Here is a 26,213-nt window from a genome sequence, read left to right on the forward strand (position 1 = left end):
GTGTCCGTACCCGGATCGGTTCTGACCCTGTTCCTGGCCATGGCGGCCTTGGCGGGCTGTGCCGCCGAGGCGCCCCGGCCCGAACCGGTCGCCGTCGCCGCGACCGTCGCCGCGCCGCGCGCGATCGACGTGCTGTTCGCCCGGATGATGGTCGCGCACCACGCGCAGGCGGTCCGGCTGAGCCGGATCCTGCTCGCGAGGCCTGGCGTGCCCGAGCGCGTGCACCACGTCGCCGGCTTCATCGCACAGGACCAGCAGCGCGAGATCGACGAGATCAACGCCTGGCTGATCGCCTGGGGCCGCCCGGCCGCCGACCCGGCGGACCCGGCCATGCTGCGGATGCACGGCGGTGACGCCGCGGCGCACGGCATGCTGACCGAGGACCAGCTGCGCGAGGTCGGGACCGCGGCGCCCGCGGCGGCGGCCCGGTCGTTCCTGCGGCAGATGATCGCGCACCACACCGGCGCGATCACCATGGCCCGCTCGGTGCTGGAGACCGGCGGGAACCGCTACATCAGGTCCCTGGCGGCGCACGTCGTCAACGAGCAGACGGCGGAGAACGACGCCATGCGCGCCCTGCTCGTTACGCCGCTTCCAGGGTGACCCCGCGTGCCGGGGTGAGCATCTGGTGGAAGTCGTCGGCGGTGACCGGCGGGCTGAAGAAGTAGCCCTGGATGGCCGGGCATTCGGCGGCGCGCAGCGCCTCCCAGTCCGCCAGGTCCTCGACGCCCTCGGCGACCACGGACATGTTCAGCGAGTGTGCCAGCCAGAGCACGGCGGAGATGATCGACGCCTTGCGGGTGTCGTCGGCCAGGCCGGCGACGAACGAGCGGTCCAGCTTCACGATGTCCGCGGGTACGGACTGGAGCCAGGTCAGCGAGCTGTACCCGGTGCCGAAGTCGTCGAGGGCGATGCGTACGCCCAGCGCCTTGATGGCGTGCAGCCGGTTGCGCAGGTCGAGGGAGTTGGACAGCAGCGCGGTCTCGGTGATCTCCAGGACCAGCCGCGACGGGTCGTCCAGGCCGCTGACGGCCAGCATCCGGGCGAGCTTCGGGACGAAGTCCGGCTCGGACAGCTGCCGCGGGCTGACGTTCACCGAGACGTAGCCCAGCTCGTGGCGCCACCGGTGCAGGTGGCGCAGCGCCTCCGCGAGCACGTGCTCGCCGAGCGGCACCACCAGCCCGGTCTCCTCGGCGGTCGGGATGAAGTGGCCCGGCGCGAGCAGCTCGCCCTCGGTGGTCCACATCCGGACCAGGGCCTCGGCGCCGACGATGAGTCCGGTGGCGGGGGAGACGATGGGCTGGAACCAGACCGGCAGGGTCGCCACCCGGTCGCCGTCCAGCGCCTGCCGCAGTCGCGACTCCGCGGTGATGCGCTGCTGCACCGCCACCCGCATCTCGTCGTTGAAGATCTCCAGGCGGTTGCCGCCGGCGCGCTTGGCCGCGTACATGGCGGTGTCGGCGGCCAGCACGGCCTGCTCCGCCTGCTCGGGGCGGTGCGCGAGGGCGAGGCCGATGCTCACCGCCAGCTGGAGCCGCCCGCCGGTGACCGGCAGCGGCTGCGCCAGCGACGCCAGCACCGCCCGGCCGGTCTCGAGTCCGGACGCCACCGGGCCGGGGTGCGCGACCACGAACTCGTCGCCGCCGAGCCGGGCGATCACCGAGCCGCGCGGCACGGTCAGCTCCAGCCGGGCGGCCAGGGCGCGCAGCACGTCGTCGCCGGCGGAGTGGCCGGATCCGTCGTTTATCGCCTTGAACCGGTCCACGTCGAGGTAGAGCACCGACACCGGGCCGTCGCTCGCGCCGAGCAGCTCGACAAGGTCGACCTCGAACGCCGACCGCGACAGCAGCCCGGTGAGCGAGTCCTGTCGCACCTGGCGGCGCAGCGCGGCCTCGTGCTCCTGCTGCCGGGTGACGTCCAGGCAGTGCAGGAAGACCGACTGGATCCGGCCGCGGCGGTCGCGCAGGCCGTTGCTGTGCGTCTCGACCCACATCAGCGAGCCGTCGTCGTGACGCCGGTACGCCTGGGTGATCGTTGTGGTGGCGTCGGGCGCGCTCATCAGTTGCCTGATGAGCGTGCCGGTCTCGGTGCCCTCCGGGGTGACGGGCAGGTCGGCCAGGGAGTAGCCCGGCGCGAGCTGCTCGGGCAGGCCGAGCCAGCCCCGGAACGCCGAGTTGACGCGCAGTAACCCGCCGTCGGGCGCGATCATGGCCATCGGCACGGGTGTCTCGTCGAACGCCACGCTCAGCTGGGCCTGGCTCGCCGCGAGGCTGTCCTGAGCCCGCCGCTCCTCGGCCTCGGTCAGCCGCCAGGCCACCACCTGGAACGTCGCCGCCGCCAGCACGGCGCAGCCGTGCACCACCGCCCAGAGCCAGGGGCGCGCCACGGCGCTGTGGTGGTCGTAGGTGCGCTCGGCGACCAGGGCGCCGAAGACGGCGTGGTGCAGGGTGGTGCCGACCAGGAACACGCAGAAGGGCGTCCAGTCGCGGTACAGCGCCAGCGCGGCGATGGCGATGAAGAACGCGAAGTGCGCCTCGGTCTGCCCGCCGGACATGGCGACGAATCCGCCACACGCGATGGTCAGGCCGACGGCGACGAAGATCGAGGGCAGCCGCCGCGGGCGCAGCAGCACCGCGCCGACCACGCACGGCAGGATCAGGCCGACGGTGAACAGCCAGGCCGAGTCGAGCCGGTCCTGCGTGTAGCCGTAGACGGTCAGGGCGAGCACGATTACCGCGAGCAGCAGCGTCAACAGCCGATGACGACGCGTCCAGTCCTCGTCGCGAAGCCCGCCACCGGCCGGAAGCCAACCACGCATAGTCGAACTCCCGTCCCTCGGCCGTTAATGGGCAAGATCGGCGTGCCCTGCACCGGCCTGAGTGAACGGGCGGTTGCCACCTGGTTGTGGCCGGACCGGTCGCCCGGGCGGACGGAGCGGGTTCCTCGTGGCGGCGCGCGGGCGCATCGCCGGGGCGGGACGGGCCGCGCCCGCGAAGGCGGCGGCCGGGTGGACGATGCGGGTGCCGGTGGAGTGCGGCCGGATCGCCGGGGCACCGGCGGGCGCGGTGGCCGTGCGCGTCGCCGTGGTCCGGCCGGCGGTCGTGATGATCCAGCACACGATCAGCGCGGCGGCCAGGCCGACGGACGCGGACAGCCAGACCGCCACCTGGCCGGTGGCCACGCCGTACGCGGACCAGCAGGCGGTACAGGCCGCCGAGAGCCGCCAGCGCAGCGGCGACAGGCCCGCCAGGTCCTGGGTGCGGTCGCGCAGCAGCGACAGCGGCTGCGGCACCGCCGAGAGCGTCGCGGCGACCGCGAGCACCAGGCCGAGGGCCGTCGCGACCCGCGGGGTGCCGAGGTGCGTGGTCGCGGCCAGCGCCGCGCTGAGCGCCGCGGCGCAGACCACGGCCGCCGCGCCGGCCGCGCCGGTCAGCAGCCTGCGCCCGCTACGCAGCTCACCCCGCTTGACCAGCAGCACCGCCAGGATCAACAGCCCGGCGAGCCCGGTCACCGTGTTCGTGACCACCTGGACGGCCTCACCGGTCAGCAGCCCGTAGACGATCCAGCCGACCGGCATCGCGACGCCCTGCCAGCAGGCGACGGCGCAGAGACCGTTCGTGTGGCCCTTGGCGACCGAACGCCAGACCTGGGGCCAGAGGAGGGTCATGGACAGGGCGGCGCCGAGCCAGCCGAGAACAGCAGAGGAGTGCATAATCCGTTTCCGGTAGAGGGTGTGCGGTATCGGCCGGTCGACCCGCGGCCACCCTCCCCATCGCCCCCGGCACGGCCGGCCTGACGAGATCCCTCCGTGATGGGTGACACGGGCGGAAACCACCGTTTCGCACCTAAGTCCGGTCGGATCGAGCCGACGTTGTGGCGACTCCGCTCAATCGGCCGTGACCAGGACCGCCGGGCGCGGAGCCGGGGTGCCGTGCAGGCCGATCACGAGCCCCGCCGACACCACGGCGATGCCCATCCAGACCCCGGCCCGCGGCGCGGGCCCGCCGAGGGCCACCCCGGCCAGCGCCGCCGCGATCGGGGCGATGCCGGTCAGCAGGCCCGCCCGTCCCGCGCCGATCCGGGACACGCACGCGTACCAGAGCACGAACGCCACCGCCGTCACCGCGACCGCGAGATAGGCGCCGGCCAGCAGGTCCGTCCGGCTCAGCCGGGTTATCGCGGCCGGACCCTCGTGCAGCGGGCCGAGCACCGCCAGCATCGCCACCGCCAGCCAGGTGGTGTGCACGGACACCCCGACCGGGCCGTGCCGTCCCAGCACCGGAACGGCGAGCAGCGTGAACGCGGCCTCGCAGCCGAACGCCACCGCCGCCCACGCCACGCCGGTCCCGTCGGTGCGGCCCAGGCCCTGCACCAGCGCCGCGCCGAGGGTCACCACGAGCGCGCCGGCCAGGACCGGCCGGCGCGGGCCGTGGCCCTCCAGCACCGGCCCGGCCGCCGCCAGCAGCAGCGGCACGCAGGCGACCGCGACGCCGAGGACGGCCGGCTCGGCGTGCTTGGCGCCCTGCACCAGCGCCAGGTTGAAGACGACGAGCCCGGTCGCGGCGATGCCGGCGAGCCAGAGCCACTCCGCGCCGCGCGGCCGTACCAGCCCGGACCGGCTGAGCCGGGCGAAGGCGACAAGCAGCAGGCAGGCCAGGGCGTAGCGCGCCGCCTGGGTGGTGAACAGGGGCGCGTCGGCGAGGACCCCGGAGACGGCGACGCTGCCGCCGACGCAGACCATGCCGGCCGCGCCGGCGGCGACGGGAAGTAATCGGGACACGCGGACCATGCTCCGGGGCGATATGGTCCCTCCAGAAGAACCAATCTGGGGACAGGGAGGTGGACCAAGTCGACTTCCTGGAGCTCTACGCCGGTGCCGCCCCGGCCAAGGGCGTCACCACCTGGCTGGTGGACGTGCTGCGGGCCGCGATCGCCGGCGGCAGCCTCCCGGCCGGGGCCCGGCTGCCCGCCACCCGCGTGCTCGCCGCCGAGCTCGGCCTCTCCCGCGGCGTCGTCGTCGAGGCATACCAGCGGCTCACCGACGAGGGGCTGCTCAGCGGGCGCACCGGCGCCGGCACCGTGGTGATCGCGCCCGCGGGCATGCCGCGCGGGGAGAGCCGCCCGCGGGACGCCTCCGGGATGTGGCTGCCGCTGCCGCCGTCGGCCGACATCGAGCTGGACCTCTCACCGGGCGTGCCGGACCTGTCGGCGTTTCCCCGGGCGGCCTGGCTGCGCGCCGAGCGGATCGTGCTCGCGGGCGCCAGCAACGCCGATCTCGGCTACGGCGACCCGCGCGGCAGCCCGCGACTGCGCGGTGAGCTCGCGAGCTGGCTCGCCCGGACCCGCGGAGTGCGGGCGGCCGCCGACGATCTCATCGTCACCGGCGGGGTCGCGCAGGCCCTGGCGCTGCTGTCGCAGTCGCTGCGGTCGCGGGGGGTCGCCGCGGTCGCGGTCGAGGACCCCGGGTCGCGCGGCACCCGCGAGGAGCTCGAGCACTGGGGGCTGCGGACCGTGCCGATCCCGGTCGACGACCAGGGCATCCGCGTGGACGAACTCGACGCGGGCGGCCTGGAGAACGTCCTGCTCACCCCGGCGCACCAGTTCCCGACCGGTGTGGTGCTGAGCCCGGCCCGCCGCCGCGCGCTGCTGGACCGGCCCGCCCTGCGCGACGGGTCCGGCCTGATCATCGAGGACGACTACGACGCCGAGCACCGCTACGACCGCGCCCCGGTGGCCGCGCTACAGGGCTCGGGGCCCGAGCGGGTCGCGTACGCCGGCAGCGTCTCCAAGTCCCTCGCACCGGGCATGCGCCTGGGCTGGCTGATCGCGCCGCGCCGGCTGCACGCCGAGCTGGTCACCGCCAAGCACGCCAGCGACCTCGGCAACCCCGCCCTGCCGCAGCTGATCTTCGCGCACCTGCTCGCGGCCGGCGACTACGAGCGGCACCTGCGCACGGTCCGCCGCCGCCAGCGCGCCCGCCGCGACGCCCTGCTGAGCGGCCTGGCCGAGCACCTGCCCTCGGCGCGGGTCGAGGGCGTCGCCGCCGGGCTGCACCTGCTGATCACATTGCCGGGTACCGGCGACGACACGGAACTCGCGCGGCGGATCGAGCGCACCGGCGTACGGGTGCATCCGCTGTCCTGGCACCGGCAGCTCGACGGCCCGCCGGGCCTGGTCCTCGGCTACGCCGCGCTGCCGCCGGACCGCCTCCAGGAGGCCGCCCGCCGGATCGCCGCCGCGCTCAGGCGCGGGCACCGGGCGCCGTGAGGCGCGCGACACGCCCGGACGGGCGGCGGTCTTGTCCCGCCTGAGCTGAGCCCGCGTGCCGGCGGCGCGATCCGGGGCTCCACGAGCTGTAGGTACATGCACTACGGTCGGTTGATCACGATGGCGGTGAAGGGAGCCAGGTTTGACCCCCTCCGATCCGCAGTTGCAGGCCCTGCGGGCGCTGCACGCGGTCACCAAGCGCGTGCACGCCAGCCTTGACCTGACCGAGACCCTCGACGCGGTCGTGTGTGGAGTCGTCGAGGCGGCCGGCTTCGGCCTCGCGGCGGTCAACCTGGCCGAGCAGAACGGCGACTACACCACCGTCGCGGTCGCCGGCAGCGACGACGTGCGCCGGGAGCTGCTCGGCAAGAGCGGCTCGGCGGAGAACTGGGCCGAGCTGTTCCGCCGGGCCGAGCGCTGGGGCTCGCTCTACTTCGTCGACCACCGCTTCGGGGTGCCGGAGTCGCTCTACGTCTGGGTGCCCGACATCGAGGCCAGCGACGACCCGGCGCGGTGGCACCCGCTGGACTGCCTCTTCGCGCCGCTGATGGCGCCGTCGGGTGAGTGGCTGGGCGTGCTCAGCGTCGACCTGCCGCGGGGCGGTCTGCGGCCCGGGCCGCAGCAGCAGGAGATCCTGGAGTTCTTCGCCGAGCACGCGGCCATCGCCATCCAGCACGCCCGCCTGCACTCCCGGCTCGAGCGCAGCCAGGCCGCGGCGGAGTACGCGGCGACGCACGACAGCCTCACCGGGCTGGCCAACCGCGCCCTGCTCATGTCCCGCATCGCCGCGCTGCCGGGTCTCGGCGCGCGGCAGGCGGGTGTGCTCGTGGTCGACCTGGACGGCTTCAAGAAGGTCAACGACGCGGCCGGCCACGAGGCGGGCGACGAGGTGCTGCGGGTCGTGGCCGAGCGCCTGCGGCACCACCTGCGCGGCGCCGACGTGCTCGCCCGGACCGGCGGGGACGAGTTCGTCGCGGTGCTGGCCGGCGACGACCTCGAGGACGTCCTACCGGCGACCGCGCGGCGGCTGCGCGCGGCGATCGCCGAGCCGATCTGCGGCGACACCGGCGTGCACCGCGTCGGCGCCAGCATCGGTTACGCCATCGGGCGGGCCGGTGAGGACTTCTCCCGGCTCGTCGCGGCCGCGGACGTGGCGATGTACACCGAGAAGCGGCGCGCTAACGCCCCGGTGCCGTGATCCGCAGGTCGGCGGTGATCCGCTCGGCCGCCGCCAGCAGCGGCGGCAGCAGGTCGGCCCGCATCGCGGCGACAGACGTGCGGCTGGCGTGCACGGAGACGTTCACGGCGGCGCTCACCGCACCGGAGCGGTCGCGCAGCGGCGCCGCCATCGACCGCAGCCCCTGCTCCAGCTCCTGATCCACGATCGCGTAGCCCTGCTCGCGGACCCGCTCGAGCTCGGACTTCAGCGCACCCACCGACGCGACGGTGCGGTCGGTGAGCCGTTCCAGCCGGATCCGTTCGAGGTACGCGCCGACCTGGTCACCGGGCAGGTTGGCGATCAGCACCCGGCCCATCGACGTCGCGTACGCCGGGAACCGCGTGCCCACGTTGATCGCCACCGTCATGATCCGCCGGGTGGGCACCCGGGCCACGTAGACGATGTCGTCGCCGTCGAGCACCGACACCGACGACGACTCGTGCACCTGTTCGACGAGCCGCTCCAGGTGCGGCAGGGCCACCTCGGGCAGCGACAGGCTGGACAGGAACGAGTAGCCGAGCTCGAGCACGCGCGGCGTCAGCGAGAAGAGCCGCCCGTCGGTGCGCACGTAGCCGAGGTCGGTGAGGGTGAGCAGGAAGCGCCGGGCCGCGGCCCGGGTCAGGTCGCAGATGCGCGCGACCTCGCTGAGCGTGAGCTCGGCATGGTGGGCGTCGAAGGCCCGGATGACGGCGAGCCCGCGCTCCAGCGACTGCACGAAGTGCGGCTCGCGGACCTGGTCAGTCATTGTTTGCACCATAGCGTCACGCGGTGGCTTCGTCGTCGGCCAGGGCACCCTGGGCGATCTTGAACGCGGCGTTGGCGGCGGGCACCCCGGCGTAGACCGCGGTGTGCAGCAGCACCTCGCCGATCTCCTCGGGTGTCAGGCCGATGCGGCGGGCGGCGCGCACGTGCATTGCCAGCTCCTCGTGGCAGTGCAGCGCCGTGAGCACGGCCAGGGTGACGCAGCTGCGGGTGCGCCGGTCCAGGCCGTCGCGGGCCCAGACCGAGCCCCAGGCGTACCGGGTGATGAAGTCCTGGAACGTCGCGGTGAAGTCCGTGGTCCCGGCGACGGCGCGGTCCACGTGCGCGTCGCCGAGCACCTCGCGGCGCACCGACATGCCGCCCTCGTGAAGATCATCCATCCAGCGCCTCCAGGATCAGTCGGTTCGCGGTGTCGGCCTGCTCGAAGCTGGCCAGGTGCGCGGCGCCGGCCAGCACCTCGAGGCGGGCGCCGGGCACGGCCGCGGCGATGGCCGCACCGTGCGCGGGCGGCGTCGCCGGATCGTCGGCGCCGGCGACCACCAGGGTCGGCGCGTGGATGCCGGGCAGGTCGGCGCGCAGGTCCATCTCCTCGATCGCGGCGCACGCGCCCGCGTACCCGATCGCCGGGGTGGCCGCGACCATGTCCCGCAGCCGGCCGGCCACCGCGGGGTGTTCCGCCGCGTAGCCGGGTGTCACCCAGCGGGCGACGACCGCGCCGGCGACCGCGGCGGTGCCCTCGGCCCGGACCAGCGCGGCGCGCTCGGCCCACGCCGAGCCCGGCCCGAGCAGGGCGGACGTGCAGAACAGGACCAGCCGGTCGACCCGTTCGCCCGCGTGCGCGGCGAGCCACATGGCGGTCATTCCGCCCAGCGACAGCCCGCAGACGTGCGCCCGCGCGACGCCGAGGCGGTCCAGCAGGTCGAGCGCGTCGCGCCCGAGGTCGGCCAGGGCGTAACGGCCCGGGGGTACGGGTGAGCGCCCGTGCCCGCGGGCGTCGTACCGGATGACCCGGAACCGCCGCGACAGCGCGGGGATCTGCGGCTCCCACATGGACAGGTCCGCGCCGAGCGAATTGATCAGAAGCAGCGCGGGCGCGTCCCGCGGCCCGTCCTCGCGGTGGTGCACCGTCACCGCCGCGCTCATCGTGCCGCCGCACGCAGCGCGCGGTCGATCAGGGCGTCGGCGCTGCCCACATAGGTGGCGGGATCGAGCAGCGCGGCCAGCCGGGCCGGTTCCAGGTGCGCGGTGATCTCGGGGTCGCCGGCCAGGTCGCCGCGGGCGGCCGCCGCGCGGACCACGGCGGGTGCCCGGTCGCCCAGCGCCGGGCCCAGCGCGGCGGCGACCCGCTCGGCAAGCAGCGCGCCGTGGGTGAGCTCGAGGTTGGCGCGCATCCGCCCGGGGTCGACCCGCAGGCCCTCCAGGGCCGCGCGGAGCTGGAACGCGGCGGAGCCGGTGCGGGTGAGCAGCGCGCGCAGCGGCAGCCACTCGGCGTGCCAGCTGCCGGCGGCGCGCTGGTGTTCGTGCGCCATGGCGGAGAGCAGGGTCGCCACCAGTCCGGGCGCCTGCGCCGCGGCGGCGCACGCGCTGATCGCCCGGATCGGGTTGTGCTTGTGCGGCAGCGTCGAGGAGCCGCCGGCGTCGCCGCCCTCGGTGACCTCGCCGACCTCGGTCTGCGCGTGCAGGACGAGGTCGCGGGCGACCTTGGCGATCGCGCCCGCCGCGGTGCCCAGGGCGGCGGCGAGGTCGGCGATGCGGGTCCGCTCGGTGTGCCAGGGCAGCTCCGGCTCGGCCAGGCCCAGCTCGGCGCTGTAGGCGGCCAGCATCGCGGTACCGGCGTCGACGGCGCCGGGGTCCGGCGCGTAGGCGGCGAGGGTGCCGGCCGCGCCGCCGAGCTGGGCCGCGAGGCGGTGGTCGCGGACCTCGGCGAGCCGCCGGCGTGCGGTGTCCAGGCCGGTCAGCCAGCCCGCGGCGATCAGGCCGAACGTGGTCGGCAGCGCCTGCTGGAGCAGCGTGCGGCCGGCGACGAGGGTGTGCCGGTGCTCCCGCGCCAGCGCGGCGGTGAGGCCGGCCGCGGCGGCCAGGTCGGCAAGCAGCGGCTCCAGCGCGCGCTTGGCGACGAGCATCGCGGCGGTGTCCACGATGTCCTGGCTGGTGGCACCGCGGTGCACGAGGCCGGCGGCGTCGCCCGGCACGGCCGCGCGCAGCCGCGTGATCAGCGCGACGACCGGGTTGCCGGTGGCGGCGGCCTCGGCGCCCAGCTCGCCGGGGTCCACGACGAGCACCGCGCAGGCCGCGGCGACGGCCTCGGCGTCGGCGCCGGACGCCAGCCCGGCCCGCGCCGCCGCCCGGGCCAGGGCCGCCTCGGCGTCGAGCAGGGCGCGCACCCAGGCGGCGTCGCCGACCTCGGCCCGGACGCCGCCGGCCGCGAGCACGCCGTCGAAGAGCCCGGCGTGCTCAGACGGCGAAGAAGACGGTCTCATCGGGGCCCTGGAGGGTGATGTCGAAGCGGTAGCCGTCCTCGGTGCGCTCGGCGACCAGGGTGGCGCGCCGCTCGGCGGGCACGGCCGCGAGGACCGGGTCGGCCGCGTTCGCCGACGGCTCGTCGGCGAAGTAGACGCGGGTCATCACCCGGTGCAGCAGCCCGCGGGCGAAGACGGTCACGTCGATGCGCGGCGCGTGCCCGGCGACCGCGCCGGGCTTGACGGTGCGTATCGCGTACCGGCCGTCGTCGTCGGTCGGGCAGCGGCCGAAGCCGCGGAACCCGGGCGCGTGGAACTCGCCGTCCGGGCCGGCCTGCCAGGTCTCCACCAGCGCATCCTGTACCACCTCGCCGCCGCCGTCGCGGATCTCGCCGCGCAACCACACCGCGCCGGGCGCGTCGTCCGGCACCACCAGCGGCCCCTCGTCCCAGGACAGCCCGATCGACAGGTACGGGCCGACGGTCTGCGACGGCGTCTCGGGCCCGCTCACGGGGTCTCCATCGGGGTCGCGCCCGTTCCGGCCAGGACGATGTCGAAGCGGTAGCCCAGCGCCCACGACTCGACCGTCGCGGACAGGTCGAAGCCCGCGACGAGCCGGTCCCGGGCGAACTCGGGCACCGAGTTGTAGATGGGGTCGTAGGCGAAGAGCGGGTCGTCGGGGAAGTACATCTGGGTGACCAGGCGCTGGGTGAACGCGCGCCCGAAGACCGAGAAGTGGATGTGCGCGGGCCGCCACGCGTTGGCGTGGTTGCCCCACGGGTATGCGCCCGGCTTGACCGTCACGAAGCGGTACCGGCCCTGCGCGTCGGTCAGGGCCCGCCCGACCCCGGTGAAGTGCGGGTCCAGCGGCGCGTCGTGCCGGTCCCACCGGTGCCGGTAGCGGCCGGCCGCGTTGGCCTGCCACACCTCCAGCAGCGTGTCGCGCACCGGCCTGCCGTCCGCGTCGCGGACCTGCCCGTGCACCACGATCCGCTGGCCCTGCGCCTCGCCGTCCGGGCCGGCGGTCAGGTCCGCGTCGGCGGCCGCGACCGGGCCCTCGCCCAGCGCCGGGCCGGTCAGGTCGGCGAGCGGGTGCGGCAGCAGGATCGGCTCCTGCCGCGGCGCGCGCAGCAGCGTCGACCCGTATCCGGGGGAGAGCAGCGGTGGGTGTGGGTTCATGTCGTCTCCTGCGATCCGGTCAGCGCGCGCAGCGCGGTCAGCTCCGCCTCGCTCGGCGGCTCGGTGGTGGTCATCGTGGCGGCGACCCGCAGCGGCCAGCCCGTCGCCGCGACGGCCTGCTCGGCGGTCACGCCCGGGTGCACCCGGGTGAGGGTCAGCTCCCGGTCGTCCGGGTCCGGCTCCAGGACGCCGAGGTCGGTGATGACCAGGACCGGCCCGCGGCCGCGCAGGCCGAGGCGTTCCCGGTCGCCCGGTCCCTTGCCGTGCCCGACCGAGGTGACGAAGTCGACCCGGTCGACGAACGTCCGGGCGCTCTGGCGCACCACCACGATGACCTCGCCGCAGGACGCGGCGATCTCGGGTGCGCCGCCCGCGCCGGGCAGCCGCACCCGGGGGCCGGCGTAGTCGTCGCCGATCACCGTGGTGTTGATGTTGGCGTAGCGGTCGATCTGCGCGGCGCCGAGGAAGCCGATGCCGATCCGGCCGGGCTGCAACCAGTAGTTGAACATCTCCGGGACGCTGACCACGGCGTCGGCGGTCTCCGCGAGCACGCCGTCGCCGATGGAGAGCGGCAGCCGGTCCGGCTTGGCGCCGATGGTGCCGGACTCGTAGACCAGGACCAGGTCCGGCGCGTGGGTGCGGCGGGCCAGGTTCGCGGCGGTGCTGGGCAGGCCGATACCGACGAAGCAGCGGCTGTCGCCCCGCAGCACCCGTGCCGCGGCGACCGTCATCATCTCGTCCGCACTCCACGTCATGCCTTGACCCCCGCAAGCCACTCCTGGAACGACTGCCGGTCCCGGCTGATGGCGTCCCAGGCCTGGTAGTAGTCGTTGTCGCGGTCGCTGTAGCCCATCGCGTACGAGGGGTGCGCGCCGCCGGGCACCACCGAGACCCGGGTGAGCGCCCAGCCGGGCAGCACGACCGCGCCCGGCACCGGGGTCAGCTCGTCGACCAGCTCCTCGACCGTGACCAGGGAGCGGGCGGAGGCGAGCACGACCTCCTTGTGCACCCCGGTGATGCCCCAGTACTGCACGTTGCCGTGCCGGTCGGCGCGCTGGGCGTGCACGATGCCGACGTCCGGGTTGAGCGCCGGCACGGCGGTGAGCGTCTCGCCGGTGAACGGACACCGGATCGGCGCGATGGTGGCCGTGTGCTCGCTCAGGTCGGTGCCGAGGTAGCCGCGCAGCACCGCGAAGGGCAGCCCGGACGCGCCGGCGACGTAGCGGTTGGCCATCCCCGCGTGGCTGTGCTCCTCGATCTCCAGCGGCGCCGGCCAGGAGTTCTGCACGGCGTCGCGGAAGCGGTGCAGCGACCCGACGCCGGGGTTGCCGGCCCAGGAGAAGACCAGCCTCGCCGCGCAGCCGGCGCCGATGAGCTGGTCGTAGACGATGTCCGGGGTCATCCGCACCAGGGTCAGCCCGCGGAGGCCCTGCCGGATGATCTCCTGTCCGGCGGCGACCGGGATGAGGTGGGTGAAGCCCTCGAGGGCGACGGTGTCGCCGTCGTGGACGAGCTCGGCGACCGCCTCGGCGAGCGGGACGATGCGGGCGGTCAACGCGGCAGCCCGACGTAGTTCTCGGCCAGGGTGGTCGCCGCGGCCGTCGAGCCCGTCACGTACGCCAGCTCGGCGAGCTGCACCCGGTGGCCGAACCGGTCGTCGCCGGCGTGGCGGTGCAGCATCGTGGTCATCCAGTTGGAGAAGCGCTGCACCTGCCACACCCGCTTCAGGCAGGTCGCCGAGTACGCGTCGAGCAGCTCCTGCGAGCCGTCGCGGTAGTACGCCGTCAGCGCCTCGGCCAGCACCCGTACGTCGGCGACGGCCAGGTTGAGCCCCTTGGCGCCGGTGGGCGGGACGATGTGCGCCGCGTCGCCGGCCAGGAACAGCCGGCCCGCGCGCATCGGCTCGACCACGATGCTGCGCATCGGCGTCACCCCCCGTTCCAGCACTTCGCCCTCCTCGAGCGGCAGCCCGAGCCGGGTCCGCAGCTCGTCCCAGATACGGGCGTCGGGCCAGTCGGCCAGGTCGGTGCCGGGTTCCACCTGTAGATACAGCCGCACTATGCCGGGGGTCCGCATGCTGTGCAGGGCGAAACCCCGTTCGTGGTACGCGTAGACCAGCTCCTGCGCGGCGGCGGGCGCGCGGGCCAGGATGCCCAGCCACGCGTACGGGTGCACGCGCTCGGCGGCGGTCAGCGCACCGGGCGGCGCGGCGGCCCGGGCGACGCCGTGCGAGCCGTCGCAGCCGGCCACGAAGTCGCACTCCAGCCGCCGCTCCACCCCGTCGTGCTTGTACGCGACGACGGTGCCGTCGACGCCGGTGACCTCGGCCTCGAAGTGCAGCGGCCCGGTGGGTATCCGGGCGGCGATCAGGTCCTTGACGACCTCCTGCTGGCCGTACACGGTGATGGTCCTGCCGGTCAGCCCCTCCAGGTCGATGCGGTGGCCGACGCCGTCGAAGCGCAGCTCGATGCCGCGGTGCACCATGCCCTCGCGGCGCATCCGGGCGCCGACGCCGAGCTCGTCGAGCAGGTCGGCGGTGCCGTGTTCGAGGACACCCGCGCGGACCCGGCCCTCCACATAGGATCGAGAGCGTCGCTCCAGCACGACGGAGTCGATGCCCTCCCGCTCCAGCAGCCGGGCCAGCACCAGACCCGCCGGGCCGGCCCCCACGATGCCGACTTGGGTACGCACGTCCGACCTCCCAGGTAGCGGATCGATCTCGATCGTTGACTCGGGCCGGGGCCCGCGCCTACGTTCTCCATGAGAACTTACGTGCGGAGAGCGCACAACAACACCCCCATGATTTACAGCTTCCATTAGGAGGTCCTGATATGCGCCGGTTCATCGCGGGGATGGCCGTGCTCGCCCTGGTCGCAGGCGGGGCGGCGGGCTGCGGCTCGTCCGACGACGGCGACACCCCGGCCGCCGGGGGGATCACGCAGGTCAAGGTCGGGGTCATCCCGATCGTCGACGTCGCGCCGATCTACCTCGGACAGCAGAAGGGTTTCTTCAAGACCCGCAACATCGAGCTGACCATGGAGAGCGGCCAGGGCGGCGCGGCCATCGTGCCCGGCGTGGTCAGCGGCCAGTTCCAGTTCGGCTTCAGCAACATGACCTCGCTGATGATCGCGCAGACCAAGAACGTGCCGGTCAAGGTCGTGGCCAACGGCGTCGCGTCGACCGGCGAGGCCGGCAAGGACTTCGGCGCCGTGGCGGTGCGCAAGGACAGCCCGATCACCAAGGCCGCCGACCTGGCCGGCAAGAAGATCGCCGTCAACACCCTGAAGAACATCGGCGACACCACCGTGCGCGAGTCGGTGCGCAAGGCAGGCGGCGATCCGAGCGGGATCAACTTCGTCGAGATGCCGCTGCCCAACATGCCGGCCGCCGTCGAGAACGGGCAGGTCGACGCCGCCTGGGTGGTCGAGCCGTGGCTGTCGGTCGTGACCGCCGCGGGCGGCCGGGCCGTGGCGTGGAACTTCGTCGACGCCGCGCCGAACCTGACCGTGGCCGGGTACTTCGCCTCGACCAAGCTCATCGCCGACGACCCCGACCTGGTCAAGCGCTTCACCGAGGGTGTCAACGAGTCGCTCGCCTACGCCGACGCGCACCCCGACGAGGTGCGGGCCGTGCTGGCGACATACACGAAGATCGATCCGAAGGTCATCGCGTCGCTCACCCTGCCGAAGTGGCCTACCGAGATCAACAAGCCGTCCGTGCAGACCCTCGCCGACCTGGGCGCCAAGGACGGTATCTTCGGCAGCGCGACCCCCGACCTGTCCAAGATCCTGCCGTGACCGCACCGGACGCGGCAGCGCCGCGGACGTTCAGGGGAGGCCGGGCGCTGCTCGGCCTCTCCGGCCTTGCCGGGCTGCTCGTGCTCGTCGAGGTGCTGCCCCGGACCGGCCTGGTGTCCGCGGACTACCTGCCGCCGACCAGCCGCATCCTCGCCGCGCTCGCCGACGAGGCGGCGACCGGCCCGTTCTGGGTGGCCGTCGGAGACACCCTGACCGCGTGGGCGGCCGGCCTGGCCATCGCGGTCGCGGCCGGCGTCGCCGTCGGCATCCTGATCGGCGCGGTGCCCGTGCTGCGCGCCGTCACCGCCTCGACGGTGGAGTTCCTGCGGCCGATCCCGTCGGTCGCGCTGATCCCGCTCGCCGTCCTGCTGTACGGCTCGGACCTCGGCTCCAGCCTGCTGCTCGTCGTCTACGCGGCGTTCTGGCAGGTCCTCGTCCAGGTCCTGTACGGCGTGGCCGACGTCGACCCGGTCGCCGACGAGACCGCCCGCAGCTTCCGCCTCGGCGCGTTCGCCCGGGTACGCCACGTGCTCTGGCCGACCGCGCTGCCGTACGTCTTCACCGGCGTCCGGCTCGCCGCCGCGGTCGCCCTGGTGCTCGCGGTCACCGCCGAGATGATCATCGGCGCGCCCGGCCTCGGCGCGGTCATCGCGGTCGCACAGACCTCCAACGCGATCCCCACGATGTACGCCCTGATCGTGGTGACCGGCCTGCTCGGCGTCACCATCAACATCGGCGCCCGCGCCGCCGAGCGGCACTTCCTGTCCTGGCACCAGTCCGTACGCGGGGAGATCCCGGCATGATCAAACGGCTCCTGCTCGTCCTCGGCCTGCCGGTCGTCCTCTTCGCCACCTGGTACGCGGCCAGCGCGAACAGCGAGAACTTCTACGCGCCGCCGCTGCGCCAGATCATGGTCGCGTTCGCGGACACCTGGACGCCCGAGCGGCTGCGCACCGACGTGCTGCCCAGCCTGGCCCGCCTCGGCGCCGGCTACCTGCTGGCGGCGGTGCTCGGCATCGCGCTGGGCGTCGCGATCGGCATGAACCCGCGGCTGCGCGCCGCCTTCGAGCCGGTGCTGGAGTTCTTCCGGGCCATCCCGCCGCCCGTGCTGGTCCCGGTGATCATGCTGTTCGCCGGCATCGGCAACGGCATGAAGGTCATCGTGATCGTCACCGGCTGTGTCTGGCCGGTGCTGCTCAACACCGTCGAGGGCGTCCGGGCCATCGACGGCGTGCTCAGCGACACCACCCGCGCGTACGGCGTCACCGGCGCGGCGCGCCTGCGGTACCTGGTGCTTCCGTCGGCGTCGCCGCAGATCTTCGCGGGGCTGCGCCAGGCGCTGTCCATCGCGATCATCCTGATGGTGATCAGCGAGATGTTCGCCGCCAGCAACGGCCTGGGCTTCACCATCGTGCAGTTCCAGCGCAGCTTCGCGATCCCGGAGATGTGGAGCGGAATCATCCTGCTCGGGCTCCTGGGCTTCCTGCTGGCCGAGTTGTTCCGGCTCGGCGAGCGTTACACACTTGCCTGGTATCACGGCCTGCGCGACGCGCAGCGCCGGTCGTGAGAAAGGACGACGCGATGCTCAAGGTCGACGGCCTGCGCAAGGTCTACCGCTCCGGCAGCCGAGAGGTGGAGGCGCTGCGCGACCTCACGTTCACCGTCGAGGCCGGTGAGCTGGTCTGCCTGGTCGGCCCGTCCGGCTGCGGCAAGACCACCCTGCTGCGGTGCGTCGCGGGCCTGCTGGAGCCGACCGGCGGCGAGGTGTTCGTCGACGGCGGCCCGGTCGCCGGCCCGCCGCCGGGCATGGCGGTCGTCTTCCAGGAGTACGGCCGCAGCCTGTTCCCGTGGATGAGCGTGCGCGACAACGTGGAGCTGCCGCTGCGGCGCAAGAAGATGCCCCGGTCCCGGCGGCGCGAACTGGTGGCCGAGGCGCTGGCCTCGGTCGGCCTGGACGGCACCGAGTCCGCGTACCCGTGGCAGCTCTCCGGCGGCATGCAGCAGCGCGTCGCGATCGCCCGTGCGGTGGCGTACGAGCCGACGATCCTGCTCATGGACGAGCCGTTCGCGGCGGTCGACGCGCAGACCCGGGCTGACCTGGAGGACCTGGTCCGGTCGCTGTGGCGGCGGCTCGGGGTGACCATCCTGTTCGTCACGCACGACATCGACGAGGCCGTCTACCTCGGACAGCGGGTCCTGATGCTGTCGGCCTCGCCGACGGTCGTGCAGGACGAGCTGACCGTCGACCTCCCGGCCGAGCGCGACCAGCTGCACACCCGCGCCGACCCGCGCTTCACCGCACAGCGCGCCCACGTCTACGCGCAAATTCAGGCCGCGAAGGCTAGAACGGGAACTGCTTCGGGCGCTGCTGGAGAGTTATCCAGCGCAGATCGGTGAAGGCCTCGACGCCGGCGCGGCCGCCGAACCGGCCGTAGCCGGAGTCGCCGACGCCGCCGAAGGGCGCGGTCGGGTCGTCGTCGACGCACTGGTCGTTGACGTGCGCGATGCCGGTCCGCAGCCGCCGGGCGACGCCGAAGCCGCGGTTGAGGTCCCGGGTCAGCACCCCGGCGGTCAGCCCGTACGGGCTGTCGTTGGCGATCTCGATCGCGTGGTCCTCGTCCTCAACAGTCAGCACGGTGGCAACCGGGCCGAAGATCTCCTCGGTGTGTATGAGCATGTCCGGGGTCACGCCGGCGAGCACGGTCGCCGGGTAGTGCGCGCCGTCCGGCGTGCCGCCGCCGGTGAGCACCCGGGCGCCGCTCGCCGCGGCCTGGTCGACCAGCCCGGCCACCCGGCTCGCCGCCTCGGCGTTGATCAGCGGCCCGATCACGGTGTGCGGGTCCGTCGGGTCGCCGCCGGGCAGGCCCTTGGCCTTCTCGGCGAGCCGCGCGGCGAACTCGTCGGCGATCGAGCGGTGCACCAGCACCCGGTCGGCGGACATGCAGATCTGCCCCGAGTTCGCGTAGGCGGCGAACGCGACGGCGTTGACCGCGTAGTCCAGGTCGGCGTCGTCGAGGACCAGCACCGAGTTCTTGCCGCCGAGCTCGAGGACCGCCGGCGTCAGGTACCGGGCGGCGAGCTGGCCGATGCGCCGGCCGACGCCGGTCGAGCCGGTGAAGTTGACCCGGCGCACCCGCCGGTCGCCGATCAGCGCCTCGGCGACCGCCGCCGCGTCGGCGCGGTCGTTTGTCAGCACGTTGAGCACGCCGGGCGGCAGCCCGGCGTCGCGCAGCACCTCGGCGACGAACAGCGCGCAGGCCAGCGGCGCCTCCTCGCTGGCCTTGAGGACGACGGAGTTCCCGGCGGCGAGCGGCGCGGCGACCGCGCGGACGCCGAGGATCAGCGGCGCGTTCCACGGCGCGAACGCGGCGACCACCCCCGCCGGCTGCCGGATCGCCAGCGACAGCGCGCCCGGATCGGCGCCGGCCAGCACCTCGCCGACCGGCAGCGTGGCCAGGGCGCCCGCCTCCCGGAACATGGCGGCGGCGAGGCCGGCGTTGAACAGCGACCAGCCCAGCGTGCCGCCGGTCTCGCTCGCCATCAGCGCCGCGGCGTCGGCGGCGCGCTCCTCGAGCAGGTCGCCGGCGCGGGTCAGGACGCGCCGGCGCTCGGTGGGCGCGGTGCCGGCCCAGCCGGCGAAGGCGTCGGCGGCCGCGTCGACGGCGCGGGTCACGTCGACCGGTGCGGCGGCGGCGACCCGGGCCACGACGCCGCCGGTGTGCGGGTTGAGGTCCTCGGTGGTCCGCCCGTCCGCGGCGGCTACCTCCGCGCCACCGATGAGCAGGTTCCTGGTCTCGGTCACGGGGCAACCTCCCGGGGAGATGTTCGGTATGCGAACACATGTTCGGCCCGAATCTGGGGGAAACGCTAGTGCCGCCGGATGGCCCGGTCAACACTTCCTTGTGCGGAACGGAGCGTTCCGCTACGATTCAAGTTACGGAACGGTTTATTCCGTTCCGATGGGACGCTTGGAGGAACGATGAACTGGACGATCCTGGACAGCGCGCACAGCCTGCTGCGCGACGCGACCGCCGCACTGACCGCCGCCGACCTCGCCCGCCCGACACCCTGCTCGCAGTGGAACGTCACCCAGGTCCTCCAGCACGCGGCCGGCGACCAGCTCGCCTACGCCGCGTCGATCACCGGCCGGGGCGGCCCGGCGGAGAACCCGTTCGCCCCGTCCGGCGTGCTGACGGGCGACCCGGCCGACCTGGTCGAGCCGGCCCTCGCCGCGTCGGCCGCCGCCTTCGCCACCGTCGACCCGGCCGGCACGACGCCGACCCCGCTGCCGCAGGGCGCGCTGCCGGCCGGGACGGCGGCCGGCGCCGCCGCACTCGACGCGGCCGTGCACGCCTGGGACGTCGCGGCCGCGGCCGGCCGCCCCTCGCCGCTCGGCGACGACCTGGCGGCGCTGCTGCTGCCCGTGGCCCGCGCGATCGTCGAGCCCCTGCGCGGCTACGGCGCCTACGCCCCCGAGCTCACCTCCGACGGCACCGGCGGCGCCGCTGCCGAGCTGCTCCGCTACCTGGGCCGCGACCCGCACTGGGTCAGCCCTTGATCGCGCCGGCGGTCATGCCGGCGACGATCTGGCGGTTGAAGGCCACGAACATCAGCAGGGGCGGGATCGTGATCAGCAGGATGTCCATGAACAGCAGGTTGTACTGGGTGTTGAACTGGCTGTTGAAGTTGTAGAGCGTCAGCTGCACTGTGGCGTTCTGCTCGCCGGGCAGGAAGTACAGCGGGTTGACGAAGTCGTTGTAGACGAAGACCGACTGCACCAGGACCACCGTCACGATGACCGGGCGCAGCAGCGGGAAGATCACCTGGAAGAAGAGCCGGACCGGGCCGGCGCCGTCGATGATCGCGGCCTCGTCCAGCTCGCGGGGGATCGCCGCGATGAACGCCCGGAACAGCAGCACGCAGAAGGCCAGGCCGAACGCCACCTCCACCAGGATCAGGCCGGACATCGTGCGGAACAGGCCGAGGCGCTGGAGCACCCAGATGGTCGGCACCACCGCCGGCGGGATGATCAGCCCGGACAGCACCAGGAAGTTGACCAGGCCGTTCCACCGGCCGCGCCGGCGTTGCAGCACGTACGCGACCATGGCCGAGGTGACCGCCATGATGGTCACGCTGGCGACGGTCAGGATGGTGCTGTTGATGTAGGCGATGATCAGCAGGTAGTCGCGGGCCTGCACCACGTCGACGAGGTTCCGCACCAGGTGGAACCCTTGCGGCCAGGAGAAGTCGAACTCGGCCGCCTGGCGGCGGTCCTTCACCGCGGTCAGCACGATGAACACGAACGGCACCACGAAGACGACGAGCGCCGCGACGATCGCGACGGCGCTGAGCAGGTAGTTCGGCCGTGGCCTGCGGTTCGGCGCGGCGCTCACAGGTCGACCTCCTTGCGGTTGAGCCACCGCGACAGCGGGAACACGATCGCGGTCACCACCAGGAACAGCACGACGTTGCCCGCGGTGGACAGGCCGTAGAAGCCGGCCTGGTACTGCTTGTAGATGACCGACGCGATGACGTCGGAGGTGAAGCCCGGCCCGCCGCGGGTCATCGCCCAGATCAGGTCGAACGAGCGCAGGCCGCCGATCAGCGACAGCAGGATCACGGTGACCGTCGCGGGGCGGGCCAGCGGCAGGATGATCCGCCGGAAGTTGTCCCAGGCGCCCGCGCCGTCGACCCGGGCGGCCTCGAAGTACTCGGTCGGGATGGACACGATTCCGGCGATGTAGATGACCGTGGCCAGCCCGACGCCCTTCCAGACGTCGACGAGGGCGACCGAGAGCAGGGCGTACCTCGGATCGGTGAGCCAGGCGGGCCCGTCGATGCCGACGACGCCGAGCGCGTCGTTGATCAGGCCCTGATCCGGATTCATCAGCACGGTGAACGTGAGGCCGACCCCGATGGTGCTGACCAGCACCGGGAAGAACACCACCGAGCGCAGGAAGCCGCGCCCCACGATCCGCGAGGTGAGCAGCAGCGCCAGCAGCATGCCGAGCACGACCTTGGCGGCTGAGGTGACCACCGCGTAGATCAGCGTGTGGGTCAGGCCGGAGACCAGCGCCGGCTCGCGGAAGAACGTGACGTAGTTGTCGAAGCCGATGAACTGGGAGTCGAAGATGGTCCAGCGGGTCAGGCTGAAGTAGAACGCGGTGACGGTCGGGACGACGAACAGCAGGCCGTAGATCACCGCCGCCGGCAGGTAGAACCAGTACGGGTACGGGCTGCGGGCCCGGCGGCGCGGTCCCGGCCCGGCCGCGGCCCGGGGTGTGGCCGGCGTCTTGTCGATGGTTGTCGTCGCCATGCGTTCCTCCCTGGCGGCGTACCCGGCCCGTCGTCGTCGACGGCGGGCCGGGGCGCCACGGCGGTTCCTACCAGCCCTCGAGCCCGAGCTGCTGGGCCTGCTTCCGCACGTCCTTGTCGTAGAGCGCCGCGCCGTCGGCGGCCTTGCGGATGCCGGAGCCCACCTCGACGGTGATCTGCTCGAGCGCCGGGCCCTTGATCGGGGACAGGAACTCCAGCGCCAGGCTGGAGCCGCCCTGGCGGTCGAGGTACGGCTGGGTGTCCTTGGCCACCTGGGTGACGTCGGCCGGCAGCGCGCAGCCCTTTACCGCGTACGGGCCGACCGGCGGGCTGGCGGCGCCGGTGGACGCGCAGCCGGCGGGGCTGGCGATGAAGGCGAGGAACTTCTTGGCCGCGTCCAGCTTGGCGCCCTGCGTGGAGGTGGGGATGTAGACGCCGGCCGGTGACCAGACCGTCAGGCCGTTGCGGGCCGGGTCGTCGCTCGGGATGGCGAACAGGCCGACGTCCTTGGCCTTGTCCGGGTAGTTGGCCACGATGGTGCTGATCGCCGAGGACAGCATCGGGTAGTGCGCGCCCTCGCCCTGCGCCAGCTTCTTCAGCCCGTCGTCGAACTTGGCCGACGCGAAGTCCTTGTTCAGGTAGCCGGCGTCGTGCACCTCCTGCAGGTGCTGGAAGCCCTTGATCGCCGCCGCCGACGTGGCGTACTTGGCCTGGTTCTTCGTGTACTTCTCGGCGAAGTCCGGTTCGGCGGCCGAGACGTTGTGGAAGTCGCCGAGCACGAACAGCTGCGAGGTCCAGGTGTCCTGGTAGGTCTGGATCACCGGCGCGGTCCCGGCCGCCTTGATCTTGGCGTTGTTCGCCATGAACTCGCTCCAGGTCTTCGGGACCTGGAGGTTGAGCTTGGCGTAGACGGCCCGGTTGTACATCACGGCGCCGGCGATGAAGCCGCCCCACGGGGCGCCGTACACCTTGCCGTCGCTGGACACCGTGGTCCTGAAGTTCTCGTCGAGCTGTCCGGTCCACGCGTCGTCGAGGGCCACCAGGTTCTTCTGCGGCGCGAGGGCCTGGAACAGCGACCCGGAGTTGTACTGGAACACGTCGGTCATGTCGCCGGTGGACAGCCGCGTCTTGACCAGGTTGTCGCCCTCGGTGCCCTGCGGCCGGGTCTCGACCTTCACGGTGATGGCCGGGTTGGCGGCGGTGAAGTCCTTGGCGAGCCGTTCGCCGATCCGGACGCCGTCCTCGGAGTTGTCGACCAGGAAGGACAGCGACACCTCGCCGCCCTCGTCGTCGCTGGAGCCGAGGCTGCCGGCGCTGCACGCGGAGAGGACAAGGGACGCGGCGGCGAGCATTATCAATTGACGGAATCTCATGGGGACCTCCGGGGAAGTGAAACGATTTACAGGAAGGGCAGGTTCTCCAGGCGGGCGCGCAGCTCGGCGGTGCCGGGCGCGAACCCGCCCGCGGTAGCGGCGTCGGCCAGGCCGGTCGCGGGGGTGTCCAGGTAGGCCGCGAGCCGGCCGGCCAGGTCCGCCTCGTCGCCGAAGCCGGCGGCGCCGGCCGCGGCGACCACCTGATCCCACGCGGCCTCGTCGTCCATGACCTCGCGGATCGTCGGCTCGGTGGACAGGACGGGTTGCGTTGAGCACGGGTCGGCGACGGTCCACTCGTGTGCGCCGTGCCGCACCTCGACGGGGTCCGCGCCGGGCACGTGCACCTCCGCCCGCGCGCCGACGGGCACGGTCACCCGCAGCGTCAGCCGCCCGTCGGCGCGCTGCCAGGAGACCGCGGCCTCCCCGTACGGCGTCAGGTGCCGGGCCTGCGCAAAGGTGAGCCGGCAGTTCGGCACCGGCCGCACGAGCAGCCGCCGGTAGCCCGGCGCGGCCGGTGCCAGCCCGGCGACCCGGCGGTGCAGCCAGTCGGCGACCGCGCCGAGCGCGTAGTGGTTGAACGACGTCATCTCGCCGGGGTTGACCGAGCCGTCCGGCAGCATGCTGTCCCAGCGTTCCCAGACGGTCGTCGCGCCCATCGTCACCGGGTAGAGCCACGACGGGCAGCCGGTCTGCAACAGCAGCCGGTACGCCAGCTCGGGCTCGCCCGCGTCGGTCAGCGCGTCGGTCATCAGCGGCGTGCCGACGAAGCCGGTGCCGATCCGGAAGCCGGCCACCCGCACGAGGTCGGCCAGCCGCCGCCCGGCGCGGCGCCGCTGCGCCTCCGACGGCAGCAGCGACCACTGCAACGCCAGCGCGTACGTCGTCGCGGCGTCGCCGAGCACCCGGCCGGACGTGGTCACGTACTCGCGGGCGAACGCGGCACGGACCTGCGCGGCGAGCAGGTCGTAGCGCCGGGCGCCGGCGGCGTCGCCGAGCAGCTCGGCGGCGCGCGCGACGATCTCGGCCGACCGGGCCAGGTGCGCGGTGGCGATGACGTCGGGGTCGGCCCGGGCCTGGAACGGCGACTCCGGCGGCGCGGCCGGGTCCAGCCAGTCGCCGAACTGGAAGCCGCCGGCCCAGATCCGGTCCGGCCCGGCCAGCTCGGCGACCCGGTCCACCCAGGCGCGCATGCTCGGCAGCTGGCGCTCCAGCAGGCCGAGGTCGCCGGTGCGCCGGTAGAGCACCCAGGGGACGATGGTGGCCGCGTCACCCCAGGCTGCGGTCGCCGGGCCGGGCCGGCGCAGCACGTCGGGGATCACGAACGGCACCGAGCCGTCCTTCTGCTGCTCGGCGGCGAGGTCCTTGAGCCATCCGGTCAGCAGGCCGGCGCTGTCGTACAGGAAGGCCGCGGTGGGGGAGAAGACCTGGATGTCGCCGGTCCAGCCGAGCCGCTCGTCGCGCTGCGGGCAGTCCGTCGGCACGTCGACGAAGTTGCCGCGCATGCCCCACACGACGTTCTCGTGGAAGCGGTTGAGCAGCTCGTGCGACGAGGAGAACCAACCGGTGCGGCGCAGGTCCGAGCCGATGACGACGGCGTGCAGGTCCTCGGCGCGCAGGCCGGGCACGCCGGTCACCTCGGCGTAGCGGAAGCCGTGCAGGGTCAGCGCCGGCTCGAGCACCACCTCCTGCGGCCCGGCCACCAGGTACGCGTCGGTCGCCTCCGCGGTGCGCAGCGGCCGCACGCCCAGCTCGCCGTCCTCGAGCACCTCGGCGTGGCGCAGCACGACCTCGTCGCCGGCGGACAGGCCGCGTACCCGCAGCCGGATCCGGCCGACCAGGTTCTGGCCGAAGTCCGCGAGGGTCCGGCCGGCGGGCGACGTCCAGACCCGGACCGCGGGAACCGTGCCGGTGACCCGCACGGGCGGGCCGTCGGGCGCGACCAGCAGGCCGAGGTCGGCGTCGATGACCTCGACCGGGCCGGTGGCGGCCGCGCGCGGCCGCAGGTCGGTGCGCTGGCCGTCGTAGAGGTCGTCGGCGAGCACGCCGCTCTCGGCCGCGGTCCAGGAGTCGTCGGTGACCAGCCGGTGCACCGCGCCGTCCGCGGTGGTCACCTCGAGCTGGGCGAGCAGGGCGAGCCGGTCGCCGTAGAGGCCGCGGCGGCCCTGGAAGCCGAGCCGGCCGCGCCACCAGCCGTTGCCGAGCAGCACGTCGAGGCGGTTCTCGCCGGGCCGGACCAGGCTGGTGACGTCGTAGGCCTGGTAGCGCAGCCGGTGCTGGTAGCTGCTCCAGCCGGGCGCCAGCTCGTGGTCGCCGACCCGCGCGCCGTTGAGCTCGGCGAGGTAGACGCCGTGCGCGGTGGCGTAGAGCCGGGCCCGGACGATGTCGCGCGGCAGCACGACGGTGCCGGTCAGCACGGGCGCCGGCGCGCCCTGCCCGCCGAGGGTCGCGGGGCTGATGAAGCGGGCGGCCCAGTCGTCCGGGCCGGCCTCGACGACGGCGTGCCCGCTCCATCCGCTCCACACCTCGCCGGGCCCGCAGACCCGGATCCTGACCCGCGCCGATTCGCGCGGTGCCAGCGGCGCGCCGGGCCAGGGCACCAGGACCTGCGCGTCGCCGTCGACCGTGGTCAGCTCGACCGGGCGGCCCGCCCGGACGATCTCGACCTGGTACGCGCACTGCCGGAAGTCGTCACCGGCGGCCGGCACGTACCAGGACAGGCGCGGCGCGGGGACGCCGATGCCGAGCACGGTGCCGTCGGCGGCGTGGTGTTCGAAGCGGATGCCCACGGGGGCGGCGGCAGGTGACATGGGCTTCTCCAGTGCTGAAACGATTCAATCGCGGC

25 protein-coding genes are annotated in these 26,213 nt (G+C 73.7%); 8 read left to right on the forward strand and 17 right to left on the reverse strand.

Going from position 1 to position 26,213, the window contains the following annotated elements; translation table 11 throughout:
- A complete protein-coding gene (locus BJ971_RS16525; protein ID WP_184994076.1) occupies positions 1–603 on the forward strand; it encodes a DUF305 domain-containing protein in 603 nt (200 codons plus the stop codon).
- On the opposite strand, the gene BJ971_RS16530 is transcribed toward BJ971_RS16525, so the two are convergent.
- The 3 genes from BJ971_RS16530 to BJ971_RS16540 all read right to left on the reverse strand — a co-directional run bounded on the left by BJ971_RS16530 (position 584) and on the right by BJ971_RS16540 (position 4,780).
- Positions 584–2,818: a putative bifunctional diguanylate cyclase/phosphodiesterase gene (locus BJ971_RS16530; protein ID WP_184994078.1), complete on the reverse strand. Its 2,235-nt coding sequence runs from the start codon at positions 2,816–2,818 to the stop codon at positions 584–586. The genes BJ971_RS16525 and BJ971_RS16530 overlap by 20 nt on opposite strands.
- 24 nt (positions 2,819–2,842) lie before the next feature.
- Positions 2,843–3,712, reverse strand: coding sequence for a SemiSWEET transporter (locus BJ971_RS16535; RefSeq protein WP_184994080.1), 870 nt, complete (start codon positions 3,710–3,712; stop codon positions 2,843–2,845).
- A 174-nt stretch (positions 3,713–3,886) separates the two neighbouring features.
- Complete coding sequence (locus BJ971_RS16540) at positions 3,887–4,780, reverse strand: DMT family transporter (protein ID WP_377885305.1); 894 nt, start codon at positions 4,778–4,780, stop codon at positions 3,887–3,889.
- A 59-nt stretch (positions 4,781–4,839) separates the two neighbouring features.
- Between BJ971_RS16540 and pdxR the strand changes: the two genes are divergently transcribed.
- Together pdxR and BJ971_RS16550 are read left to right on the forward strand one after the other, a co-directional pair.
- Positions 4,840–6,267 carry a MocR-like pyridoxine biosynthesis transcription factor PdxR gene (gene pdxR, locus BJ971_RS16545; protein ID WP_184994084.1) on the forward strand — a complete coding sequence of 476 codons (1,428 nt, stop codon included), beginning with the start codon at positions 4,840–4,842 and terminating at the stop codon, positions 6,265–6,267.
- Positions 6,268–6,409: 142 nt separating this feature from the next.
- Entirely contained in the window at positions 6,410–7,465 is a 1,056-nt protein-coding gene (locus BJ971_RS16550) for a GGDEF domain-containing protein (RefSeq protein ID WP_184994093.1), read from the forward strand.
- On the opposite strand, the gene BJ971_RS16555 is transcribed toward BJ971_RS16550, so the two are convergent.
- The 9 genes from BJ971_RS16555 to BJ971_RS16595 are packed head-to-tail and all read right to left on the reverse strand — an operon-like array spanning position 7,446 to position 14,577.
- Complete coding sequence (locus BJ971_RS16555; RefSeq protein WP_184994095.1) at positions 7,446–8,231, reverse strand: IclR family transcriptional regulator domain-containing protein; 786 nt, start codon at positions 8,229–8,231, stop codon at positions 7,446–7,448. The two genes, BJ971_RS16550 and BJ971_RS16555, sit on opposite strands and share 20 nt — an antisense overlap.
- A 16-nt stretch (positions 8,232–8,247) precedes the next feature.
- Positions 8,248–8,628, reverse strand: a complete 381-nt coding sequence (pcaC, locus tag BJ971_RS16560; RefSeq protein WP_184994097.1) for a 4-carboxymuconolactone decarboxylase — start codon at positions 8,626–8,628, stop codon at positions 8,248–8,250.
- A complete protein-coding gene (gene pcaD, locus BJ971_RS16565; protein WP_184994099.1) occupies positions 8,621–9,391 on the reverse strand; it encodes a 3-oxoadipate enol-lactonase in 771 nt (256 codons plus the stop codon). The genes pcaC and pcaD overlap by 8 nt, the downstream gene beginning before the upstream one ends.
- A complete protein-coding gene (locus tag BJ971_RS16570) occupies positions 9,388–10,728 on the reverse strand; it encodes a lyase family protein (protein ID WP_184994101.1) in 1,341 nt (446 codons plus the stop codon). Before BJ971_RS16570 ends, pcaD begins: the two co-directional genes overlap by 4 nt.
- A complete protein-coding gene (gene pcaG, locus BJ971_RS16575) occupies positions 10,703–11,218 on the reverse strand; it encodes a protocatechuate 3,4-dioxygenase subunit alpha (protein ID WP_184994103.1) in 516 nt (171 codons plus the stop codon). The genes BJ971_RS16570 and pcaG overlap by 26 nt, the downstream gene beginning before the upstream one ends.
- The gene (gene pcaH / locus BJ971_RS16580) at positions 11,215–11,886 is read right to left on the reverse strand and encodes a protocatechuate 3,4-dioxygenase subunit beta (RefSeq protein WP_184994105.1); all 672 of its coding nucleotides are present in this window, start codon (positions 11,884–11,886) and stop codon (positions 11,215–11,217) included. The genes pcaG and pcaH overlap by 4 nt, the downstream gene beginning before the upstream one ends.
- On the reverse strand, positions 11,883–12,641 hold the full coding sequence (locus tag BJ971_RS16585) for a CoA-transferase subunit beta (RefSeq protein WP_184994107.1): 759 nt from the start codon (positions 12,639–12,641) through the stop codon (positions 11,883–11,885). The genes pcaH and BJ971_RS16585 overlap by 4 nt, the downstream gene beginning before the upstream one ends.
- A complete protein-coding gene (locus tag BJ971_RS16590) occupies positions 12,638–13,441 on the reverse strand; it encodes a CoA transferase subunit A (RefSeq protein ID WP_184994109.1) in 804 nt (267 codons plus the stop codon). The genes BJ971_RS16585 and BJ971_RS16590 overlap by 4 nt, the downstream gene beginning before the upstream one ends.
- Positions 13,438–14,577: a 4-hydroxybenzoate 3-monooxygenase gene (locus BJ971_RS16595; RefSeq protein ID WP_184994112.1), complete on the reverse strand. Its 1,140-nt coding sequence runs from the start codon at positions 14,575–14,577 to the stop codon at positions 13,438–13,440. Before BJ971_RS16595 ends, BJ971_RS16590 begins: the two co-directional genes overlap by 4 nt.
- Before the next feature lie 140 nt (positions 14,578–14,717).
- Between BJ971_RS16595 and BJ971_RS16600 the strand changes: the two genes are divergently transcribed.
- The 4 genes from BJ971_RS16600 to BJ971_RS16615 are packed head-to-tail and all read left to right on the forward strand — an operon-like array spanning position 14,718 to position 18,080.
- Entirely contained in the window at positions 14,718–15,683 is a 966-nt protein-coding gene (locus BJ971_RS16600) for an ABC transporter substrate-binding protein (RefSeq protein ID WP_184994114.1), read from the forward strand.
- Positions 15,680–16,486, forward strand: a complete 807-nt coding sequence (locus tag BJ971_RS16605; RefSeq protein WP_203709131.1) for an ABC transporter permease — start codon at positions 15,680–15,682, stop codon at positions 16,484–16,486. The genes BJ971_RS16600 and BJ971_RS16605 overlap by 4 nt, the downstream gene beginning before the upstream one ends.
- Positions 16,483–17,250, forward strand: coding sequence for an ABC transporter permease (locus BJ971_RS16610; RefSeq protein WP_184994116.1), 768 nt, complete (start codon positions 16,483–16,485; stop codon positions 17,248–17,250). Before BJ971_RS16605 ends, BJ971_RS16610 begins: the two co-directional genes overlap by 4 nt.
- Complete coding sequence (locus tag BJ971_RS16615; RefSeq protein WP_307837348.1) at positions 17,247–18,080, forward strand: ABC transporter ATP-binding protein; 834 nt, start codon at positions 17,247–17,249, stop codon at positions 18,078–18,080. Before BJ971_RS16610 ends, BJ971_RS16615 begins: the two co-directional genes overlap by 4 nt.
- Here the strand turns inward: BJ971_RS16615 and BJ971_RS16620 are convergent.
- Positions 18,025–19,485: an aldehyde dehydrogenase family protein gene (locus BJ971_RS16620; protein WP_184994118.1), complete on the reverse strand. Its 1,461-nt coding sequence runs from the start codon at positions 19,483–19,485 to the stop codon at positions 18,025–18,027. The genes BJ971_RS16615 and BJ971_RS16620 overlap by 56 nt on opposite strands.
- 177 nt (positions 19,486–19,662) lie before the next feature.
- Between BJ971_RS16620 and BJ971_RS16625 the strand changes: the two genes are divergently transcribed.
- The gene (locus BJ971_RS16625; RefSeq protein ID WP_184994120.1) at positions 19,663–20,241 is read left to right on the forward strand and encodes a TIGR03086 family metal-binding protein; all 579 of its coding nucleotides are present in this window, start codon (positions 19,663–19,665) and stop codon (positions 20,239–20,241) included.
- Here BJ971_RS16625 and BJ971_RS16630 read toward each other — a convergent pair.
- The 4 genes from BJ971_RS16630 to BJ971_RS16645 all read right to left on the reverse strand — a co-directional run bounded on the left by BJ971_RS16630 (position 20,231) and on the right by BJ971_RS16645 (position 26,178).
- Positions 20,231–21,076, reverse strand: coding sequence for a carbohydrate ABC transporter permease (locus BJ971_RS16630; RefSeq protein WP_184994122.1), 846 nt, complete (start codon positions 21,074–21,076; stop codon positions 20,231–20,233). The two genes, BJ971_RS16625 and BJ971_RS16630, sit on opposite strands and share 11 nt — an antisense overlap.
- A complete protein-coding gene (locus tag BJ971_RS16635; RefSeq protein WP_184994124.1) occupies positions 21,073–21,999 on the reverse strand; it encodes a carbohydrate ABC transporter permease in 927 nt (308 codons plus the stop codon). Before BJ971_RS16635 ends, BJ971_RS16630 begins: the two co-directional genes overlap by 4 nt.
- Positions 22,000–22,066: 67 nt before the next feature.
- On the reverse strand, positions 22,067–23,371 hold the full coding sequence (locus BJ971_RS16640) for an ABC transporter substrate-binding protein (RefSeq protein ID WP_184994126.1): 1,305 nt from the start codon (positions 23,369–23,371) through the stop codon (positions 22,067–22,069).
- Between the two features lie 26 nt (positions 23,372–23,397).
- Positions 23,398–26,178 (reverse strand): family 78 glycoside hydrolase catalytic domain, encoded by a 2,781-nt coding sequence (locus BJ971_RS16645; protein WP_184994128.1) that lies wholly within the window; start codon positions 26,176–26,178, stop codon positions 23,398–23,400.
- Between the last annotated feature and the right edge of the window lie 35 nt (positions 26,179–26,213).

Source organism: Amorphoplanes digitatis (assembly GCF_014205335.1).
Taxonomy (GTDB): Bacteria; Actinomycetota; Actinomycetes; order Mycobacteriales; family Micromonosporaceae; genus Actinoplanes; species Actinoplanes digitatus.

Excerpts from the sequence above, each read along its gene's own strand:
- BJ971_RS16570 (WP_184994101.1), bottom strand. The coding sequence starts at position 10,728 with ATGAGACCGTCTTCTTCGCCGTCTGAGCACGCCGGGCTCTTCGACGGC.
- pcaC (WP_184994097.1), bottom strand. The coding sequence starts at position 8,628 with ATGGATGATCTTCACGAGGGCGGCATGTCGGTGCGCCGCGAGGTGCTC.
- BJ971_RS16555 (WP_184994095.1), bottom strand. The coding sequence starts at position 8,231 with ATGACTGACCAGGTCCGCGAGCCGCACTTCGTGCAGTCGCTGGAGCGC.
- BJ971_RS16635 (WP_184994124.1), bottom strand. The coding sequence starts at position 21,999 with ATGGCGACGACAACCATCGACAAGACGCCGGCCACACCCCGGGCCGCG.
- BJ971_RS16625 (WP_184994120.1), top strand. The coding sequence starts at position 19,663 with ATGAACTGGACGATCCTGGACAGCGCGCACAGCCTGCTGCGCGACGCG.
- pcaD (WP_184994099.1), bottom strand. The coding sequence starts at position 9,391 with ATGAGCGCGGCGGTGACGGTGCACCACCGCGAGGACGGGCCGCGGGAC.
- BJ971_RS16600 (WP_184994114.1), top strand. The coding sequence starts at position 14,718 with ATGCGCCGGTTCATCGCGGGGATGGCCGTGCTCGCCCTGGTCGCAGGC.
- BJ971_RS16645 (WP_184994128.1), bottom strand. The coding sequence starts at position 26,178 with ATGTCACCTGCCGCCGCCCCCGTGGGCATCCGCTTCGAACACCACGCC.
- BJ971_RS16610 (WP_184994116.1), top strand. The coding sequence starts at position 16,483 with ATGATCAAACGGCTCCTGCTCGTCCTCGGCCTGCCGGTCGTCCTCTTC.
- BJ971_RS16535 (WP_184994080.1), bottom strand. The coding sequence starts at position 3,712 with ATGCACTCCTCTGCTGTTCTCGGCTGGCTCGGCGCCGCCCTGTCCATG.
- BJ971_RS16585 (WP_184994107.1), bottom strand. The coding sequence starts at position 12,641 with ATGACGTGGAGTGCGGACGAGATGATGACGGTCGCCGCGGCACGGGTG.
- BJ971_RS16640 (WP_184994126.1), bottom strand. The coding sequence starts at position 23,371 with ATGAGATTCCGTCAATTGATAATGCTCGCCGCCGCGTCCCTTGTCCTC.
- pcaH (WP_184994105.1), bottom strand. The coding sequence starts at position 11,886 with ATGAACCCACACCCACCGCTGCTCTCCCCCGGATACGGGTCGACGCTG.
- BJ971_RS16530 (WP_184994078.1), bottom strand. The coding sequence starts at position 2,818 with ATGCGTGGTTGGCTTCCGGCCGGTGGCGGGCTTCGCGACGAGGACTGG.